The sequence below is a fragment of the Helicobacter turcicus genome (assembly GCF_019711685.1).
Lineage (GTDB): Bacteria > Campylobacterota > Campylobacteria > Campylobacterales > Helicobacteraceae > Helicobacter_D > Helicobacter_D turcicus.
The window spans coordinates 1-18,975 of the sequence record NZ_JAIGYQ010000015.1; the positions used below are offsets into that span (position 1 = coordinate 1).

At 32.6% G+C, this 18,975-nt stretch carries 19 protein-coding genes and 1 pseudogene; all 20 read left to right on the forward strand.

Features of this window, described 5'->3' with window-relative positions:
* Positions 1–663: pseudogene (locus K4G57_RS08540) on the forward strand (glycosyltransferase family 2 protein); the annotation flags it as partial.
* A complete protein-coding gene (locus K4G57_RS08545; protein WP_221532764.1) occupies positions 641–3,562 on the forward strand; it encodes an HAD-IA family hydrolase in 2,922 nt (973 codons plus the stop codon). The pseudogene K4G57_RS08540 and the gene K4G57_RS08545, both read left to right, overlap by 23 nt.
* Positions 3,559–4,386, forward strand: coding sequence for a hypothetical protein (locus K4G57_RS08550; RefSeq protein ID WP_221532765.1), 828 nt, complete (start codon positions 3,559–3,561; stop codon positions 4,384–4,386). The genes K4G57_RS08545 and K4G57_RS08550 overlap by 4 nt, the downstream gene beginning before the upstream one ends.
* Positions 4,386–5,171 (forward strand): hypothetical protein, encoded by a 786-nt coding sequence (locus K4G57_RS08555; RefSeq protein WP_221561837.1) that lies wholly within the window; start codon positions 4,386–4,388, stop codon positions 5,169–5,171. The genes K4G57_RS08550 and K4G57_RS08555 overlap by 1 nt, the downstream gene beginning before the upstream one ends.
* Before the next feature lie 2 nt (positions 5,172–5,173).
* Positions 5,174–6,529 (forward strand): hypothetical protein, encoded by a 1,356-nt coding sequence (locus tag K4G57_RS08560; RefSeq protein ID WP_221561838.1) that lies wholly within the window; start codon positions 5,174–5,176, stop codon positions 6,527–6,529.
* Positions 6,530–6,534: 5 nt separating this feature from the next.
* Positions 6,535–7,569: an N-acetylneuraminate synthase family protein gene (locus K4G57_RS08565; RefSeq protein WP_221532780.1), complete on the forward strand. Its 1,035-nt coding sequence runs from the start codon at positions 6,535–6,537 to the stop codon at positions 7,567–7,569.
* The gene (gene neuC / locus K4G57_RS08570; RefSeq protein ID WP_221532767.1) at positions 7,566–8,693 is read left to right on the forward strand and encodes a UDP-N-acetylglucosamine 2-epimerase; all 1,128 of its coding nucleotides are present in this window, start codon (positions 7,566–7,568) and stop codon (positions 8,691–8,693) included. The genes K4G57_RS08565 and neuC overlap by 4 nt, the downstream gene beginning before the upstream one ends.
* A 207-nt stretch (positions 8,694–8,900) precedes the next feature.
* Positions 8,901–9,560: a TylF/MycF/NovP-related O-methyltransferase gene (locus K4G57_RS08575; protein ID WP_346728175.1), complete on the forward strand. Its 660-nt coding sequence runs from the start codon at positions 8,901–8,903 to the stop codon at positions 9,558–9,560.
* Positions 9,561–9,562: 2 nt separating this feature from the next.
* Entirely contained in the window at positions 9,563–10,567 is a 1,005-nt protein-coding gene (locus tag K4G57_RS08580) for a hypothetical protein (protein ID WP_221532769.1), read from the forward strand.
* A gap of 2 nt (positions 10,568–10,569) precedes the next feature.
* Positions 10,570–10,860 (forward strand): hypothetical protein, encoded by a 291-nt coding sequence (locus tag K4G57_RS08585; RefSeq protein WP_221561840.1) that lies wholly within the window; start codon positions 10,570–10,572, stop codon positions 10,858–10,860.
* Complete coding sequence (locus K4G57_RS08590; protein WP_221532771.1) at positions 10,857–11,588, forward strand: SDR family NAD(P)-dependent oxidoreductase; 732 nt, start codon at positions 10,857–10,859, stop codon at positions 11,586–11,588. The genes K4G57_RS08585 and K4G57_RS08590 overlap by 4 nt, the downstream gene beginning before the upstream one ends.
* Positions 11,581–12,912, forward strand: a complete 1,332-nt coding sequence (locus K4G57_RS08595; RefSeq protein WP_221561841.1) for an ANL family adenylate-forming protein — start codon at positions 11,581–11,583, stop codon at positions 12,910–12,912. Before K4G57_RS08590 ends, K4G57_RS08595 begins: the two co-directional genes overlap by 8 nt.
* A gap of 144 nt (positions 12,913–13,056) precedes the next feature.
* Positions 13,057–13,854, forward strand: a complete 798-nt coding sequence (locus tag K4G57_RS08605; protein ID WP_221532773.1) for a formyl transferase — start codon at positions 13,057–13,059, stop codon at positions 13,852–13,854.
* The gene (locus tag K4G57_RS08610) at positions 13,851–14,636 is read left to right on the forward strand and encodes a polysaccharide deacetylase family protein (RefSeq protein ID WP_236035819.1); all 786 of its coding nucleotides are present in this window, start codon (positions 13,851–13,853) and stop codon (positions 14,634–14,636) included. Before K4G57_RS08605 ends, K4G57_RS08610 begins: the two co-directional genes overlap by 4 nt.
* Entirely contained in the window at positions 14,626–14,832 is a 207-nt protein-coding gene (locus K4G57_RS09160) for a polysaccharide deacetylase family protein (RefSeq protein ID WP_236035820.1), read from the forward strand. Before K4G57_RS08610 ends, K4G57_RS09160 begins: the two co-directional genes overlap by 11 nt.
* A 10-nt stretch (positions 14,833–14,842) precedes the next feature.
* Positions 14,843–15,001 (forward strand): hypothetical protein, encoded by a 159-nt coding sequence (locus tag K4G57_RS08615; protein WP_221532775.1) that lies wholly within the window; start codon positions 14,843–14,845, stop codon positions 14,999–15,001.
* Positions 14,994–15,800 (forward strand): class I SAM-dependent methyltransferase, encoded by an 807-nt coding sequence (locus tag K4G57_RS08620; protein WP_221561842.1) that lies wholly within the window; start codon positions 14,994–14,996, stop codon positions 15,798–15,800. The genes K4G57_RS08615 and K4G57_RS08620 overlap by 8 nt, the downstream gene beginning before the upstream one ends.
* 41 nt (positions 15,801–15,841) lie before the next feature.
* Positions 15,842–16,501: a TylF/MycF/NovP-related O-methyltransferase gene (locus K4G57_RS08625; protein ID WP_221532777.1), complete on the forward strand. Its 660-nt coding sequence runs from the start codon at positions 15,842–15,844 to the stop codon at positions 16,499–16,501.
* Between the two features lie 5 nt (positions 16,502–16,506).
* Positions 16,507–17,634 (forward strand): CatB-related O-acetyltransferase, encoded by a 1,128-nt coding sequence (locus tag K4G57_RS08630; RefSeq protein ID WP_221561843.1) that lies wholly within the window; start codon positions 16,507–16,509, stop codon positions 17,632–17,634.
* On the forward strand, positions 17,631–18,975 hold a 1,345-nt coding region (locus tag K4G57_RS08635), incomplete at its 3' end, for a hypothetical protein (protein WP_221561844.1). The genes K4G57_RS08630 and K4G57_RS08635, both read left to right, overlap by 4 nt.

An 18,975-nucleotide genomic window follows, 5' to 3' on the forward strand; every position in this document is an offset into this window, starting at 1 on the left:
TTTTATGGAAGCATTATCTCTTATGAAAAACAGGGAGCAAAAGTGCTTACACAAACTTGGTGTATGAATCAAAGTGGAATTTACAAGCTTGATTTTTTGCGCGAATTTAATATTTTATTTAACGAAATACCCGGTGCTTCTTATCAAGATACTGGCTTTTGGTTTCAAGTTTTTACCCTAGCACATAGTATTTATTTTGTTAAAGAGGCACATTATTGCTACCGCAGGGATAATCCTAATTCAAGCAGTGTATCAAAAGCAAAGGTATATTGCATTTGCGAAGAATATGATTTTATGCGGGATTTTTTAAAAAGGTATCCTAAAATTGAGCTAGAAACTGCAAAAATCAGCACTTATTTAAGATTCAAAGGTTATGTGTGGAATCTTAATAGAATCGCACAAGAATTTAAGCTGGAATTTCTCCAAAGAATCCAACAGGATTTTAAAGAGCTTGAAGCTAAAGGAGAGCTAGATTGGAGTTATTTTGATGCATTGCAAAGTGCTAAACTAAAAAGAATCCTAAAAGACCCTAAGGAATACTATCAAGACAAATGTCTCCCAAGACCCTTAAGGCTACTCTTTAAAATCCAAAAACCCTTAAAACTTTTCTTAAATTTAATAAAAAATCAAAGGAATATAGATGGAAGAAAGTTCACGAATTAAAATCCTAGTCTCCTATCACAAACCTAGCGCATTATTTAAAGACGAAGTGCTAACCCCTATCCATTTAGGCAGAGCTTTAAGCAAAGAGGGGCATAAAGATGGCGAAATTTCTGATGAAGATTTTGAATGGCTTTGTGAAAACATGATAGGCGATGATACGGGGGATAATATTTCTCATCTTAATCGTTATTTTAATGAACTAACAGGAATCTATTGGGCGTGGAAAAATTATGACAAGCTTGGAAATCCTGAATATATAGGGTTTATGCATTATAGACGACATTTTATTTTTGATGAAAATTGTATGAATTTTTCGCAAAATAAATTTGCAGAGTATCACCCAATAATAGAAAATATTTCTAAACATTATCAATCGCTTATCCAAATAAACGACTTTAATTACCAAGATTATGATTTAATCATTCCTAAAAAATTTAAAGTAACAGATATGTCTCTCTATAGTGTTTATGAGTACTTTGCTTATATTGGGCAAAATACTCAAGCACTCAATGCCATACAAGAGAAAATTTGCTCTAATAAGGAATTGCAAGAATATGCTTATCTTGCAAAAAATCTTGCAAAAAAACAAGTCTTCTATCCTTGCAATATGTTTATAATGAAAAAGGAATTATTTTTTGAATACTGTGAATTTGTTTTTGCGATTTTACTTCCACTTTATGAAGCAATGAAAGATAGCTTATCAAGTGCTAATATTTGGCAAAAGCGGGAGTTAGGATTTACAAGCGAACAACTCACTAGTTTGTTTATAGAAAGACAACTCCAAAAGGATAAAAAATACAAAGAATTTGAAGTTAGTTTTGTCGAGAATCCTAATAATGCCAAATTTCAAGATATACTTTATCAAAATACCTTGAAAAAAATAATTGCTAGACACAAAGTAATTTCTTTTGATTTATTTGACACTCTTTTGGTGCGTCCTTATGCCAAACCTATTGATGTTTTTAAACATTTAGAAGAAAATTTTGGACAAAAAGGCTTTGCATATTTAAGGAGTAAGGCTGAATTTAAGGCAATGAAAACCTTAAATAAAAAACAAGTCAATTTTGATGAGATTTATAGTCAAATGCCAAAAAAATTTCAATTTTTAAAAGACAAAGAAAAAGAGCTTGAATTACAGACGCTTTATATTAATCCATTGGTAAAAAATATTTTAGAGTATGCAAAATCCTTAGGGAAAACAATCATTTTAACTTCTGACATGTATCATTCTAGTGAGTTTTTAAAGGAAGTGCTAGAAAAAAATAATATTAAAGATTATCATAAACTCTATGTAAGCTCCACCAATCGTAAAACAAAACATCACAAAGACTTATATGAATATATTATGCAAGATTTAAATGTGAAAGCAGACGAAATTTTACACATTGGCGATAATAAATTTTCCGATTTTGAGAATGCTAAGGTTTTAGGCATTACAGCCTTTTATCTGCCAAAACCTATGGAATCTTTTTTGCAAGATTATCCTAAACTTAAACAGCTTTATGAATTTCATCCTAACAATCTCACAATCTCTATTATCTTAGGACTTTGTCTCAAAAAATGGCTTTATTGCGATAAGGATATAGTTGAGTATTGGAGTTATTTAGGATATTTTTATGGCGGAGTTATTTGTTATGGACTTAGTAAATTTGTTTTCAAAGGGGCTTTAAAAGAGAATTTAAAGGAAATGATTTTTATTGCCAGAGATGGTTATGTGATAGAAAAAATCTTTAATCTCTTGCAAGAACATTTTGCAACAGAGAAAATTCAAACGCATTATGTGCAAGCAAGTAGGAGTTTATGCAATGAGGCTTTTGGAATGGATTTAATTGATAGAAGCAAGATTGATTATAAAGTTATTAATCTCATCTTATCTTTTAAAGAAGAAATTGAAGATTTTAAAGTTATCAATCATTTTGACTTGTTTTTAAATGTTACAAATTCATACCAGAAAAAAAAATATTTTGATTTAATTCAAAAAAATAAAGAACAAATCAAAAAATTAATGCTAAACAAATTCTCCCTTTATCAGCAATATTTAGAGAATTTTCATTTTAAAAGTCAGAAAATAGGGATTTTTGATTTAGTAACCTCTTCTTTTCGGGTAGAGAATATATTAAACAAAATTTTCCCAAATAAAAACTTTGTAGGATTTTATTGGTTTGTTAATATCCTCAAAAAAGTAAATTTAACACATACTTATTCCAATATCTATAAAGGTGAGAATGAATATAAAATAATAGAATTTTTAGAATTTTTTATCACTGCTCCAGAGTTTAGCGCAAGTAGTATCAATAAGGATTTAAGCTTCAAAAGGGAATCAAATTATTATGAGAGTTCCCATATTAATATCTACAAACAATTTATCCTTAAGGAAGAATTAGCGTTTTCTAAAGATATTTTAGAGACTTTTGGAACTTTTGAAGTAGCGTTTGAATATGAGGCTTTAAAACATCATATAGAATTCTTTCAGCATAAATTAAACTTTCAAGATATTATGGAGTTTTTTTGCCTCTACAAAGCATTAGATGATGCTAGTTTGCGTTATATTCCTGTGATAAATCTACACCCTAAAACACTCTTTGGAGCACCTGAACGGGTAAAAAATCATCTCGCCTACAAACTTGGCTCTAGTTTGGTGGCAGCAAAGTCTTTTAAATCCTTTGTGCTGCTTCCCTTGCGACTTATCTTTATTTGCTTTGAACGTCTAATAGATAAGAGAATCAAAAAATTTCACAAACTGCCTCCATTAGAAGCTTATGCAGATTATTTAGAATCCTTAAAGTGTAAAAAATATCTTTCCTATCGCTTAGGTTCTGCAATGCTTAAAAACCCCTTTACTTTCGCATTTAAAGTTTCTAGAATTTATAAAGAATACAAAAGAGAGAAGCAATTATGAAAACAATCTCGCATTTTATTACTTCATTTAAAAATTGGAATAAAAATTTTGTTACAACAGAATACGACTATCAAAATCACCAATGCGAAATCGCAACAATGTTTGATTTATACCTTCATAATAAAGAAGAATTTATACTTTATACTGCCAAATTTTATGCAAAACACCTAAAGAATAGAAAATTAACCCTTAAACATCCCTATCACAATGAAATTGTTTGTCAAATGACTTATAATTTCTCTCCCAAAGACATTGGTTGGGGAGATGCTACACCTGCTTTTGTAAATTTTTGTTTTTTTATAGACAAAAACAATCAATTTCCCTTTTTGCTCTTACAAGTGCATCATTTTTTTGATATTTTAGTGGTGGAAGACAAACTCATTCATTTTCCACATTCTCCTACTTTTTTAAAAAATAGATTAGGAGATGTTTTTACTCATTTTAGAAATATTGATATTGCAGAACTTTGCTTTAAACATAAAAATTTTGTTTTTACTTTAGAACAATGGCGTCCTTATCATTACTTTAGTGAGATACTAAGTGCAGTATATGAAATTTATCAGCAATCACAAGAAATAATTCCCATTGGCAAAGTTTCTAATTTTTTCTCTCCTAAATTTTGCCAAATCAAAAATGAAACAGAAGTATTCATAAGATCCGTAATTTGCCCTATGGGCTTAAAATGCAAAAACTCTTGTTTAGAAGAATCTCTGAAAGAATTTAATTCTTTGATTGAAAAAGAAGATAAAGAGGATGCACTAGATAAAGAAAATTTATCATCACAAGAATTAGAAAATCTAATCTCACGATACAAGGCTAACTAATGTTTGAAAAATTCTTTGACAACATTATTTCGCAAAATTATAGCTTTGGTGATTATGAATACGAAAAATATAATTGTGAGTTGGCAGAACTTTGCAAAAATATGAAAAATGCTGATGTTAGAGGCATGATGGATTTTTGGGAGAGAAAAGCCAAAGAAGATTACTTTGAATTATCTCACCCAATTTATAATCATATAACATTAAGGGGGGTTAAGAGCTTTAAAGGGAATAACTCTATTTTAAATATTGTTTTTATGTGTGATAAGAATATGGGATTTCCTTTATTTCTCTTACAATTTTCTGATTGTTTTAATTCGCTTTTTTTTCAAGATAATAATCATCAATGCAAAGCATTAAGACTTGATGGCTGGAGGGGAGATTATAGGAACCATTTTGCGATTTTTAGAGCAGCACTTTTAGCAAGGAAAAACGAAGATTTTAGCTACAGAGATATTAAATTTGGATTCACCTTATCAAATTGTCGTCCTTATCATTTTTTTAATTTTTCTTTGTTGTATTTTGAAAACTTAGACATTGCAAACAAAAAAGTAGCCAATGAAAAATTAATCTTTTTTAAAACAGACAAAATAACCCAATCTCTAGCAAGTGAGAAAGAGGACTTGGTTTATCTCCAGCCTTATGTAAGAGAAAATGCCATACTACCCTTTACTGCATATAGTAAAGCCTTGTCAAAAGATTTTTATTATTCCATAGTTAAGCAAACCCAAAATAGTCATAGAGCTAATATTAGCGGGGGGGGGGGGCAAAAGCTCAAGAGGAGGTAGATATGTATAGCCTCCACATTTGGCTTGGAATCCCGGGTGAGCGACGCGTTTGGCTAGAGCAGTGGGATGGGATTCCACTGATTTTAAAAAACCTAAGTCGGTATTTTCCTAGTATCAAAGTTTTTATTGATGGCTTAACTGCTTATGATGGAGAGAGGATAGAGGTTAAGGACAATTTAGAGGCTTTTTGGAAAATTGTAGAACACACAAAAGAAGCATTTCAAGCTTGCGAGGATTTTAGTTATTACAAAAAATGTGGCGAGGAGGGTGCTGCACAATCCCACCTTAAAGATAAACAAAGCACTCAAACCCCTGCCACAAAAGCAGATACTTTAGAATCTCAAACAAAGCAACCCCCTAAAAATGTCGCTACCATTCTTGGAAGCAAAGGAGAGAAAATCAAGCTTAAAAGCCTTAGTGGTTATGATTATCGCACAAAGATTTGCTATTGTGCGCTGTGTGATATAGCAATAAGCGATGTTTCAACCACAGCCCTAGTGCCTTTTCATTTTTGTAAAAAACCCGGCGTTGGCTTTTATTTTCATTTAGACCATTATCCTGATATTATCCGATTCCAAGAGGGAATCCCTTGCTTTTATGGAGTTTTAAAAGAAAATTTAAAAACCACAGATATCCAAAGTGTTTTTGTGGCAAATTTCCACATTCCTCCAGAGCACATTTATAATTTGGCTGCAAATTCTTTAGAGGAACTAGCACAGCAAGGCAAACTTAAAGACTACAAAGAAAATCCTCTCAAAATGCACCGCCTTTTTGTGCCTCCTGTGGAACTCTATGCTAAAAAATATGCACTAGAGAAAAAAACAAAGATAAAAATTAGCGATAATCCAAACACCAAAAGACTGCTAAGGGAGATTTCTTATCAAAAGCAACTTTTAAAAATAGAATCTTTAGAGCTAGACATACAGCTAAAACAACTCCAAATCAAACAACCAAACAGCAGCAGTCCTCCCCCTCCTCCTAGCTTCCCGCAGATAACCGCAAAAGAGAGAATCCACTCTCACTTAGCCTATAAGCTAGGAGCCGCCCTTATTTTAAACTCTAAAAGTCTATGGGGATATATAAGAATGCCTTATGTTCTCTCCTATATCAAAGAAGCGCATAAACAGGCACAAAAAGACTATGCAAGAAGAGTTGCAAACAATCCCCATTTAAAATTACCAAATCTAGAAACCTATCCTGATTATAAGGAAGCCTTAAAGGAAAAAGAGTGCCTTACCTATAAACTTGGACTTGCATTAATGCAAGCAGATAAGGATTGGGCTAAAGGCGGATATTTGCGATTTTATTTTTTTGATGTGCCACGATTAAAACAAGAATTTAAGGAGAAGAGGAAGTGAATACAATGATACAAATCTCTAATTTAACAATTAGTGAAGATAAAGCTCCTTTAGTCGTGCCAGAAATTGGCATTAATCACAATGGTTCTTTAGAGCTTGCAAAGCTTATGGTAGATTCTGCTAAGAGGGCGGGGGCAAAAATCATCAAGCACCAAACCCACATCATAGAAGATGAAATGAGCGCTGAAGCAAAGCAAGTCATTCCGGGTAATGCAAAAATCAGTATCTATGAAATTATGAAAAAATGCGCCCTAAATGCCAAAGACGAACTTGCCCTAAAAGAATATGCAGAATCTAAAGGGCTTGTTTATCTTAGCACTCCTTTTAGTAGAGCCGCGGCAAATCGTCTGCAAGATATGGGTGTGCATGCCTTTAAAATAGGCTCTGGAGAATGCAATAATACTCCGCTTTTAAAACACATAGCTTCTTTTAAAAAGCCTATGATACTTAGCACGGGCATGAATAACCTACAAAGCATTAAAGAAAGCGTGAGGATTTTAAGAGAATTTGAAATCCCCTTTGTGCTTTTGCACACAACTAATCTCTATCCAACCCCGCCCAATCTTGTAAGGCTTAATGCTATGTGTGCGCTAAAAAAAGAATTTGATTGCTTGGTGGGTTTAAGCGATCACACTTTAAATAATCTTGCATGTTTGGGGGCAACTGCTTTGGGTGCTTGTGTTTTGGAACGTCATTTCACAGACACTATGGAGAGAGAGGGACCTGATATTATTTGCTCTATGGATGAGGAGGCTTTAAAAGAGCTTATCACACAAAGTGAGCAAATGGCTCTTTTAAGAGGCTTAAAGGCTTCTAAAGAGGCAGTAAAAGAAGAGCAAGTTACCATAGATTTTGCTTTTGCAAGTGTGGTGAGCATTAAAGCAATTCAAAAAGGAGAACTTTTAAGTATGGAGAATATTTGGGTCAAAAGACCCAGCAAAGGAGGCATAGCCGCGAGTGAATTTGAGAGAATTCTAGGCAAAAAAGCACTAAGGGATATACCAAAGGATAGGCAGCTAAAATATGAGGATTTTGAATGAAAAAAATTGTTTTTGTAACAGGCACAAGAGCGGATTTTTCTAAAATAAAATCTTTAATGCTAAAAGTAGAGCAATCTCAAGATTTTGAGCTTTTTGTGTTCGTAACAGGAATGCACCTAAGCCATATTTTTGGCTTTACTTCCACAGAAATTGATAAATACCATTTTAAAAACATTTTTAAATACATTAATTTTGACAAATACTTTCAAATGGATAAGGCACTAGCCTCTACCATTGATGGATTTTCTAAATTTATTGCTGAATTAGATCCGGATTTAATCGTCGTGCATGGAGATAGAATAGAGCCTTTAGCAGCAGCTATTGTTGGGAGCTTGAATAATATTTTAGTCGCACACATTGAGGGAGGGGAACTCTCAGGCACAATTGATGATAGTTTGCGCCATTCTATCTCTAAACTAGCCCATATTCATTTAGTTAATGATGAAAGGGCAAAAAAAAGGCTCATGCAGCTTGGAGAAGATGAGGAATCCATTTTTATTATAGGTTCGCCAGATTTAGAGATTCTTAATAGCAATGAACTCTCCTTAAAAGCAGCAAAAGAACATTATGAAATCAACTTTAAAAACTATGCTATTGCGATGTTTCACCCAGTAACCACAGAATTAAACACGATTAAAGAACAAAGTGAAAATTTTGTTTTAGCCCTTAAAGAGAGTGGCAAAAATTATATTGTCATCTATCCTAATAATGACTTGGGATTTGAATTTATTTTAGAAAGCTATAAGAGTTTAGAGGGCTTAGAAAATTTTAGAATTTTTCCCTCACTTAGATTTGAATATTTTATCACTTTGCTTAAAAATGCGGATTTTATTATAGGAAACTCCTCTTGCATTTTAAAAGAAGCCCTCTACTTACAAATACCAAGAATCTTAGTAGGTTCAAGACAAAACAAGAGAGCAGGAAGCGAGGATTGTATGCGGGTAGATTCTAAAAAAGAAGAGATTTTAAAAGCAATTTCAAAGGTGCATAAAATGGATTTTAAGCAAGTTAGCACCCCGCAAATTCTTAATAGCTCACAAATGTTTTTTACATATTTGCAAAGTGGAAAATTTTTTGCAATTAATAAACAAAAAGCATTTAAAGATATTTTAGTAAAGGAGTAATTATGAAAGTCATTGTTTTTGGTGCAGCAAGTGGTGGCAAAGAATATGCAAGAAAAGTCTTGCAGGATTCTGCGGGGGGGGGGGGGGATTAATATCCTCTTCTTTGTAGATAATGATATTAAAAAGCAAAACACTTTGATAAAGGTTTGTAATAAGGAATTTGCTGTGAAAGCACCTAATGCAATTTTATGCCATGATTTTGATAAAGTGATTGTAGCCTCTGTATGCGGAGAGAATATTATCACCCAGCTTCTTAAATCCCTAAAAATAGCGAGGGAAAAAATAGATAGCACTTTAATAGATTTTTATCAACAAGGATTGCGAAGCTTTTTAGAAAAGTTTTCTTATCTTCTTAAGGATAAAAATCTCAAAGGCGCAGTAGCAGAGCTTGGAGTCTATCAAGGAGATAGCGCGAAGTGGATTAATTATTATTTTAAAGAACGTAAAATTTATTTATTTGACACTTTTGAGGGGTATGCGCTTGGGGATATTAATGCAGATAAAGATGACGAGGCAAGGGAGTTTGGAGAGGGTCATCTCTGTGATACTTCCATAAAAATGGTAATGGATAAAATGACCTATCCGCAAAATTGTGTGATTAAAAAAGGCGTTTTTCCTCAAAGTGCTAAAGGTGTAGAGGATGATTTTGTTTTTGTGAATTTAGACCCAGATTTATACAAAGTTGTATTAGCGGGGTTAGAGTTTTTTTATCCTCGTCTTGTTAAGGGCGGGGCTATCATAGTGAGTTATTTTTCACCGCATAATGGACCAAAAAGAGCTCTTGATGCATTTTTAACCAAACACCACTTAAAAACTATGCCTATACCTCTTGGTTTTGGAAATGGTGTCGCTTTGGTAAAGGAGTAGAGATGGATAAACACGAGATTAGAATTTGTTTAGAAAGTGAATACGACAAACTTATTAGCTTTCTTAAAGAACATTGGAAAAGCGACCATATTTTTGTCAAAAGTAAGGAAATGCTTGATTTTCAGCATCTTGATAAAGCAACACAACAATACAATTTTATCATCGCTCTTAACCCTCAAACACAAGAATTTGATGCTGTGCTAGGTTTTATTCCTTTGAATTTTTTTGATAACAATTTAACGCATAATGAATTTTGGCTTGCTATATGGAAGGTTAAGGACTCTTCTAAAAAAAGCGGTATAGGACTTAAAGTTTTATTATATTTTTTTAACACCTTTAAACCCAATTTTATAGCCGCTATTGGAATCAGTGAGGATGCTAAGAGAATTTACAAAGCTTTTAAATACAAGCTTGGAAATTTAGAGCATTTTTATATCAAAAATCCTTTATATAAAGATTTTCAAATAGCCCACTTTGAAAACGACAAAAGGGCGCAAAATAAGCTACAAACTCCATATAGTTTTAAAGCTATCAATCCTAAAGATTTGACGATTAAAGGTGTATTTCACCCTTTAAAAAGTAAAGACTTTTTAGAAAACAGATATGCAAAACACCCTTTTTATACATACAAAATTTATGGGATTTTTGAAAAAGAATTGCTTAAGAGTGCCTTTGTATTTAGAAAGCTTGAAGTTAATGGGCATTGTTGTCTTAGAATAGTGGATTGGTTAGGAGATTTCATTCCTAATCTTTATGCATGTTTTGTTTCTTTGCTTTTGGAATTTGAAGCTGAATATATTGATTTTTTGTGCTATGTGGAAAATCAAAACGCGCTTCTTAATATGGGATTTACTCTAAAAGCTAAGGGAGAGATTATTCCAAATTATTTTGAACCTTATCTAAAAGAAAATATAAATCTTGAATTTGCTTATAAAAGCAAAGTTTCGCCTTGTGTGATTTTTAAAGGCGATTCTGACCAAGATAGACCAAATTTTATAAAGGAGTAAAAATGAAAAACAAAATTCAAGATTTAATTTGTGAGGCTTTGAAAAATATAAATGATGAGCTAGATAATGAGAATCTAAAAAATCCTCATGCAAACACGCATATTTATGGCATAGAGGGAAATTTGGATTCTTTAAGCTTAGTCAGTTTTATTGCGGATTTAGAAAGTTCCTTAAGTGAGCATTTAGGGATTGACATAGTTTTAGCTGATGAAAAAACTATGAGTGCAAGAAATTCACCATTTAAAGATGTGAGCAGTTTAAGTGAATATATATATATAAAGAGCAAAGAATGAGTAAAGTTTTTGTGATAACAGGCACAAGAAAAGGTATCGGTAAGGATTTGAGTGAGCATTATTTAGACAAAGGACATATTGTGTGCGGTTGCTCGCGAGGCAAGAGCAGTATCAGCCATAAAAATTATCGGCATTTTGAGCTTGATGTAAGTGATGAAAAAGCGGTTGTAGCAATGATTAGAAAACTTAAAAAAGAATTTGGAAAAATTGATGTTTTGCTTAATAATGCTGGTATTGCTTCTATGAATCATATTTTAACCACGCCTTTTAGCACTATGCAAAATATCTTTAGCACAAATGTTTTTGGAAGTTTTTTGTTTTTAAGGGAAGTTGCTAAGGTCATGGTGTGGGATTGTAAAAAGCATAAAGATTGCAAGATTACTATGCCTTATAGGATTGTCAATTTTGCAACCATAGCAACTCCGCTAAGATTAGAGGGAGAGGCAATTTATGCTGCCTCAAAGGCGGCTTTAGTCAATCTCACACAAGTTGCAGCAAAAGAATTAAGTGAATTTGGAATTACTTTAAATGCAGTAGGTCCTACACCCGTGCCGACAGATTTAATCAAAAATGTGCCAAAGGCAAAAATGGATTCTCTTTTAAACCAACAAGCTATTAAAAGATTTGGTAACTTTGAAGATGTTTTAAATGTGATTGAATTTTTCTTAGATGAAAAAAGTAATTTTATCACAGGGCAAGTAGTTTATTTAGGTGGTGTGAATGGCTGATTTTTTAGAGCAAATCGCACAATTTAGAGATAATGTTGCTATTATCTGTGAGGATAAAACTTACACCTATGCAACATTGCTCCAAGAAATACAAAACAAAAAGCAAACTTTACATAGCATTCCACAAGGCAGTGTTGTCGCGATATTGGGGGATTATAGTCCTCTTTATTTTGCTTATTTTTTTGCCCTTTATAGTAAAAAATGTATCATTTGTCCGCTTTTAACTAAGAATATTGACTTTGATTTAAGTGAATTTGGTATTGAGTTTATTTTAGACAAAACCCAAATTCAAACCCTAAATTCTAAAAAATATGCCCTATTAGAAAAGCTTAAAACAGACAAATCAAGTGGGTTGATTCTCTTTTCAAGTGGTAGCACAGGCAAGCCAAAGGCTATCGTGCATAATTTAGAGAGTTTTCTAAAATTTTATTGCGACAAAAAATATAATCCTCTTAGAATCTTAAGCGTATATTTGCCCGATCATATTGCTGGTATTGATGTGATGCTAAATGCTCTAGCTGGGGGCGGGACTTTGATAATTCCTAAGCAAAGGCAACCGCAATATATTTTAAGTGCCTTAGAGCAGCATAAAATTGAGATTTTACCTGCTTCACCAACATTGCTTAGGCTTTTGCTTTTATCAGAATATAAAAAATATGCCTTAGACGCCTTAAAATTAGTCATTTATGGAAGTGAGGCGATGAGTGAAACACTTTTAGAATCTTTACAACAAGCCCTACCTCACGTTAAATTCAAGCAAAGCTTTGGCACAAGCGAGACAAGCGCCATAAAGACAAAATCCCACCCAAGCAAAAAAGGTTTTTTTAAAATCCTAAATCCTTATAAAATCATCAATAACGAGCTTTATTTAAAATCCAAAACACAAACTCTAGGTTATCTTAATGCAGATAATAGTGCATTTGATAATGAGGGTTACTTTGCCACAGGGGATTTAGTAGAGATTATGCAATCAGATGGAGAGGAATATCTTAAAATTTTAGGTAGGAGCAAAGAAATGATTAATGTCGGTGGAGAGAAAGTTTTGCCACAAGAGGTTGAAAATGTGATTTTAGAAATTCCTTGCGTTAAAGATTGTCTAGTATATGGAGAATCTAGTGCTATCATGGGACAAAGTGTGAGCGTAAAAGTGGTTTTAGATACTAAAATTGCACTCTCAAATTTAGAGCTAAAAAAACAAATAAGAAGCTTTTGTAAAGATAAACTTGCAACTTTCAAAATCCCTACAAAAGTAGAAATTGTAGAATCTTTAGCAATGAGTAAGAGATTTAAAAAGCTTAGAAATATTATTGGGGGGGGGGGCTAAATGATAGCTTTACCTTATACTTATTTGCTTGTGCAAACTTTGAACTTGCAAACTTTGAACTTGCAAGTTTTGATTCTGCAAATCTTGAGTCTGCGAATTTGGAATCTGCAAGCCCTTATAGGCTTTGTGCTTAAGGGGGTAATAATGCAAAAGATTATTATCCTAACAAGCGATGCGCTAAGACATACTTTTATGCGTAAGGCATTAGCGCTTGATGAAAATATCAAAGTTTTAAAAAGCTATTGTGAGAAGCAAAGCGCGATTTTCAAGGCTTCCTTTAAGGACGAGTTTCAAAGCAGACATTTACAAGCAAGAGACCAAAGTGAAAAAGATTTTTTTGAAAGTTTTGTGGAGTTAAGCCCTGATTATTCTAATCCTTGCTACATAGAAAAAAATGCAATCAATACCCAAGAAAAGTTTGACGAAATCCTTGCCTTAAAGCCTGATTTACTTGTGGCTTATGGTTGCTCTATCCTAAAACCTCATTTAATAAAAGCCTTTAGAGACAGAATCTTAAATGTGCATTTGGGATTATCCCCTTATTATCGCGGGAGTGGAACGAATTTCTTTCCTTTTGTCAATGGAGAGTTAGAATACATAGGAGCAACTTTTATGTATATGGATGAGGGGATTGATACAGGGGATATAATCCACCAAATTCAAGCGGAAATTTACCCAAATGATGATATGCATAAAATCGGCAATCGCCTTATTGCAAGAATCGCAAAAGTTTATAGAGGCATCATTAAAGAATTTGAAAATTTAGAAAAGCTAGAACAACCCAAAGATAAAAAAAGCGGGAAGCTTTATAGGAATAGTGATTTTACTCCCCTTGCTACAAAAAAAGCCTATGACAATTTAGCAAACTCCTTGCAGGATTATTTTTCACAAAAAAGACAGGTCAAAATCCTGCAAAACCCTTCTTTAAAGGACTTATTATGAAAGCTATAATGTATCACTATGTAAGAAAAAGTGATAAAAATACCCCTTTTTTTCGGTATTTGGATTTTGAAAATTTTAAAAAACAGCTAGATTATTTTGAAAAAAATTATTCTTTTTTAACTTATGAAGAATTTTTAAATTTGTATGAAAATCCTCCACAAAATGCAAAGCAATACGAACACTACAAGGGCAAAATTTTGCTTACTTTTGATGACGGATTAAAAGACCATTATGATTTTGTTTTTAAAGAGCTTAAAAAACGTGGATTGTTTGGATTTTTCTTTGTATGCAGTGGAGTTTATGAAAGAAAAAAAGCCTTAGATGTCCATAGAATCCATTTTTTGCTTGGCAAACTTGGGGGCAAAAAGCTTTTAGACCTTGCAAATGAGAAAATCAAACTTTTTCAAAAGCAAAAGGGTGTTTGCATTATCAAAGATAGCGAAAAAGCTTTTTTTGAAAATAAAACTTACCTTAATCAAGATAATGATTTTGCAACAAGCGAATTTAAAAAACTTTTTAATTATTACATCAAATACGCATACAGAGAAAGTTTGCTAGATTCTTTGATGGAAGAAATCTGTGAGGATTATGCATTGTTTGAAAATCTCTATATGAGCATTGATGCGCTTAAAACCTTGCAAAAAGAAAAGATGATTGTAGGTAGCCACTCTCATAACCATTTCGTTTTGTCTAAACTCACAAAAGAAGAACAAAAACAAGAACTTCAAAAATCCTTTGAGTTTTTAGAGCAAATAATAGGGGGGGGGGGGCTTGATAGCTAAAACCTTTTGTTATCCTTATGGAGGAGCGCACACTTATACGCAAGAGACGAAAGAGATTTTGAAAAATTTAGGCGTAAAATTTTCCTTTGATGTAAATTATAAGGATATTAGCCTAGAGGATATTTTGCAAAACCCCCAAGCCCTGCCAAGGTATGATTGCAATCTTTTTGAATACGGCAAGGCAAATTTAGGTTAAAGGAGAAAAAATGAAACTAAATGCTTACGACACACAAAAGGCATTTGACTACGAAAATGGCTATTTTATCACTGCTGATGATAGACGCATTGCTAAATTTATGGTGCATTTTAGGGATATTGTAGAGACAAGAAACTCTCGCGAAATTAAAGGAGTTAGTAATGTTTAAAAATTTAAATTATGAAGAATATCTTTTAAAATTCCCATTTTATAAAAAATTAGGAATTAATAATATAAAAGATTATAAAAAATTAGACAGAAAAAACATAGTAAATGACCCTTATCACAATGTCAATCCAACACCAACACAAGCTTTTCACGCAGAATTAGATGATTTAATAAGACTTCATTATTTAATCACTACAAGAAAAGTTACTACTATTTTAGAATTTGGACTTGGAAAAAGCACTATGGTTTTTGACGATGCCTTAGAACACAATAAATCTAAATATAGTGAATTTGTAAGCAAAAATTTAAGACGCACTAATGCTTTTTTGTGTTATAGCGTAGATGATGATGAAAAATGGATAGAAAATACAAAAAAAATATATAAAACAAATAATGTTATTTTCAACTATAGCCCCACGACAATTTCTACCTTTAATGATAGAATTTGCACTTATTATGAAAAAATTCCCAATATTTGTCCTGATTTTATCTATCTTGATGGACCGGGGCTTTATAAAACCAAAGGAGATATTAGGGGTTTTTCTATGTCTCATCAAGATAGACTTCCTATGGCAGCTGATATTTTAGCTATGGAACATTTTTTGTTGCCCGGTGCTTTAATTGTAGTAGATGGCAGAACGGCAAATGCAAGATTTTTGAAAGCAAATTTTCAAAGAAAATGGCATTATATTTATAATAAATCCTATGACCAACATTTCTTTGAGCTAAAAGAAGAGTCTTTAGGTATGTGGAATGAAAGGCAAATTAATTTTTGCCTAAAAGGCGGGGGGGGGAATTGATACCCTTATGCGCGTAGCATAAAAACTTTAAAGGAGAAAAAATGAAACTAAATTCTTACGACACACAAAAGGCATTTGACTACGAAAATGGCTATTTTATCACTGCTGATGATAGACGCATTGCTAAATTTATGGTGCATTTAGAGCTGTATAAAAAAATCACGCATTTGCCCGGGGCTGTTGTAGAATGTGGAGTGTTTAAGGGAAATTCTTTTTTTGAATGGGCGCATTTTAGAAATATCCTTGAAACACAAGCAAGCAGAAAAATCATAGGTTTTGATACTTTTGGCGCATTTCCAAAAACAAATTTTGAAGAGGATAAGCAAAAAAGGCAAGCCTTTATTGATGAAGCAGGAAGTGGTATTAGCTATGCACAAATGCAAGAGGCTTTAGCCTATAAAAAGGTAGAAAATTATGCGCTTATCAAGGGTGATATTAACAAAACTTTGCCAAAGTATTGCAAGGACAATCCCGAGCTTAAAATCGCACTTTTGCACATTGATACTGATGTTTATGAACCCGCTGTAACTATCTTAGAAAATATGTATGAAAAAGTAGGGGGGGGGGGCATAATAGCATTTGATGATTACGGAATCTTTGCAGGAGAGACTAAGGCGGTGGATGAGTTTATTAAAGATAAAAAGCTTTATTTGCAAAAACTTCCTTTTTTGCACAAGCCAAGCTTTATTATAAAGGATTAAATTAAATGCAAATACTAGAATATATGTATGGTTGCAAGATTAAACACATAGAAATAAGTGTAAATACTTACATTTTGGAATCTTTACATATGAAAAATATCCATTGTCCTGCACTCAAAGAGGGAATAAAGATAAAAATTCCTTTTGAAAAGGGTTTTATGGAAAGCCATACAAGAAATACTTCTTTGATTTTGCATAGCATAGGCGCACACTCCTATAATCACGCTGCTTTTAATAGACCAGATATTCAAATAGGCAGATATTGTTCCATAGCGAATTTACGCTTTATGCGAGATTCACACCCTCTAAATTTGATTACTTCCTCACCTGTGATTTATGAGGAAACTATGTTTTGCCAACCTGCTAAGACTATTATTGAAAATGATGTCTGGATAGCGGATAATGCGATGATAAAACCGGGTGTGAAACTACACACGGGTTGTGTAATAGGTGCTAACTCCCTTGTTACTAAAGATGTCCCACCCTATGCCATAGTAGGAGGAGTGAGTGCGAAAATCCTAAAATATCGCTTTGATAAAAATACCATAAAAAGACTTTTGGCTTTGCAGTGGTGGAAATATAATGCCTACGAGTTTAAAAAGATTCCTTGGGGTTTAGAGATAAATGCCTATCTTGATAAGCTAGAGGAGCAGATACAAAATCATCAAATTAAGCCCTTTAAGCCTCAAAAATTATATTTTGAGGAACTCTTGGAAATGGCAAAAACATATAAATCAATAACCATACCTAATCAACCTCTAGGTGCCTCCTCCCGCCTTAAATCTCATCTCTCTTATAAACTAGGAGTTGCTTTGATAGATAATTCTAAAAGTCTTTTAGGCTATATAAGAATGCCTTATGTCTTATCTTATATAAAAGATAAGCATTATAAAGAACAAAAAGAATACCAAGAAAAAATAAAAAAGAATCCTAAATTAAAACTTCCTCCTTTAGAGTCTTATTTTGATTATAAAGAATCTTTAAAGATAAAAACAAGTCTTTCTTACAAGTTAGGAGAAGCTTTAATAAAAGCTAATTCTGCGGGGGGGGGGGCAAATCGAATATTTGCTTACCTTACCTTTTTTCAAGAAGTGCGTAGGTTAAAAAGAGAGTTTAGGGAGAAAAAGAGATGAAAAATATTGTTTTACTTGGAGCAAGCAATAGCGTCATGCAAAATGGCTTATATTTAGGCTTACAAAGTGATAAAAATATAAAAATTCATAATTTTGCATTAGGAGCGACTACTTGTATCCAAAACTTATATGAAATTATAAGACATAAAGAACTTTTGCAAAAAGCGGATTTAATCATTACAGAATCTAATGTAACGGATATTAATTTAAATGGTGATACGCACTTAAATTTCACACTTGATAGGGCGTATAGAGATTTAAATTGGCTTTATAAGGAGCTTTATTTTGTCAATAAAAAAGTGCTTTGTTTGCTTTTGCCACGATTTCACGCAAATTATAAAATCCTCAATAATATCCATAGAAAACTAATACTAAAGTATGGTTTTAATTGTATTGATATGTCAAAGTATTACGAAGAAAACGCGCTTATAGAATTTAATCACAGAATAGACCCTATACATCCTCAAGCAGAAATTATGCAAGAGCTTGGCATAAATATCATTAAAAATTTAAAGGCATTTAGCGATTCTAAAGAGCTTAAATCCAGCAATGACAACCCTGAATTTAAAGTTTTAAGCCTTGAAGAAATGCAACCTGAAGCTGAAGCAACTTTAAGTAAAAATTCTATGTATTGCGAAAAAAGCTTTAGGCTCTTTGAAAATTCTAAACTTTATTTTGGGGAAAAATTTAAAAATTTCTATTGCTTAGCTTTGCACACTTGGAATCTTAATAACAAAAAGGAATTTTTCACTTTTGGGGAATCAAGACAAAATGCCTCACAAATCAAATTCCACAACAAAAATAAAGAATTTATCCAACAAACCAATTCTTACAATCAAGTTTTTGAGCTTGGAGAAAATTTTTTAATTGATGAAGAAAGCTTTATAAGTATTCAAACGCAAAGTAAAGAGCTTAAAACTTACCTTACTTGGACATTTAGAGAAACAAAACAAATTCTTAAATACTGCGACACAATCGCTTTTTTCTTAGCTAAAAACGAAGGGAATTTTTATAAAGAAAGGCTTTCTTTGCAAAGCCTTGAGGATTTAGAAATCACTTTTCCTAAGCATTTAAATTTTCAGCATTTAATCCCTCCTGTAAAAAGCTATCAAAAAGTTATTGATGCGTATTGCTTAGTGATGGATTCAAGAAAATTAGCTCCCCTCCAAACCCAAATCCAAACCCTAAACAATACTTTAAAAACTCTAAAAAGCCCTACTGCTAAAACCCGCCTTAAATCCCAACTCTCCTACAAACTAGGAGTTGCTTTGATAGAAAACTCTAAAAGTCTTAAAGGTTATATTAGAATGCCTTTTGTTTTAAGTTATATTACAGAGCTAC

Coding starts and splice junctions, on each gene's coding strand:
- K4G57_RS08550 (WP_221532765.1), top strand. CDS start 3,559: ATGAAAACAATCTCGCATTTTATTACTTCATTTAAAAATTGGAATAAA.
- K4G57_RS08615 (WP_221532775.1), top strand. CDS start 14,843: ATGAAACTAAATGCTTACGACACACAAAAGGCATTTGACTACGAAAAT.
- K4G57_RS08565 (WP_221532780.1), top strand. CDS start 6,535: ATGATACAAATCTCTAATTTAACAATTAGTGAAGATAAAGCTCCTTTA.
- K4G57_RS08580 (WP_221532769.1), top strand. CDS start 9,563: ATGGATAAACACGAGATTAGAATTTGTTTAGAAAGTGAATACGACAAA.
- K4G57_RS08590 (WP_221532771.1), top strand. CDS start 10,857: ATGAGTAAAGTTTTTGTGATAACAGGCACAAGAAAAGGTATCGGTAAG.
- K4G57_RS08610 (WP_236035819.1), top strand. CDS start 13,851: ATGAAAGCTATAATGTATCACTATGTAAGAAAAAGTGATAAAAATACC.
- K4G57_RS08605 (WP_221532773.1), top strand. CDS start 13,057: ATGCAAAAGATTATTATCCTAACAAGCGATGCGCTAAGACATACTTTT.
- K4G57_RS08630 (WP_221561843.1), top strand. CDS start 16,507: ATGCAAATACTAGAATATATGTATGGTTGCAAGATTAAACACATAGAA.
- K4G57_RS08625 (WP_221532777.1), top strand. CDS start 15,842: ATGAAACTAAATTCTTACGACACACAAAAGGCATTTGACTACGAAAAT.
- K4G57_RS08545 (WP_221532764.1), top strand. CDS start 641: ATGGAAGAAAGTTCACGAATTAAAATCCTAGTCTCCTATCACAAACCT.
- K4G57_RS08595 (WP_221561841.1), top strand. CDS start 11,581: ATGGCTGATTTTTTAGAGCAAATCGCACAATTTAGAGATAATGTTGCT.
- K4G57_RS08560 (WP_221561838.1), top strand. CDS start 5,174: ATGTATAGCCTCCACATTTGGCTTGGAATCCCGGGTGAGCGACGCGTT.
- K4G57_RS08555 (WP_221561837.1), top strand. CDS start 4,386: ATGTTTGAAAAATTCTTTGACAACATTATTTCGCAAAATTATAGCTTT.
- K4G57_RS08585 (WP_221561840.1), top strand. CDS start 10,570: ATGAAAAACAAAATTCAAGATTTAATTTGTGAGGCTTTGAAAAATATA.
- neuC (WP_221532767.1), top strand. CDS start 7,566: ATGAAAAAAATTGTTTTTGTAACAGGCACAAGAGCGGATTTTTCTAAA.
- K4G57_RS08620 (WP_221561842.1), top strand. CDS start 14,994: ATGTTTAAAAATTTAAATTATGAAGAATATCTTTTAAAATTCCCATTT.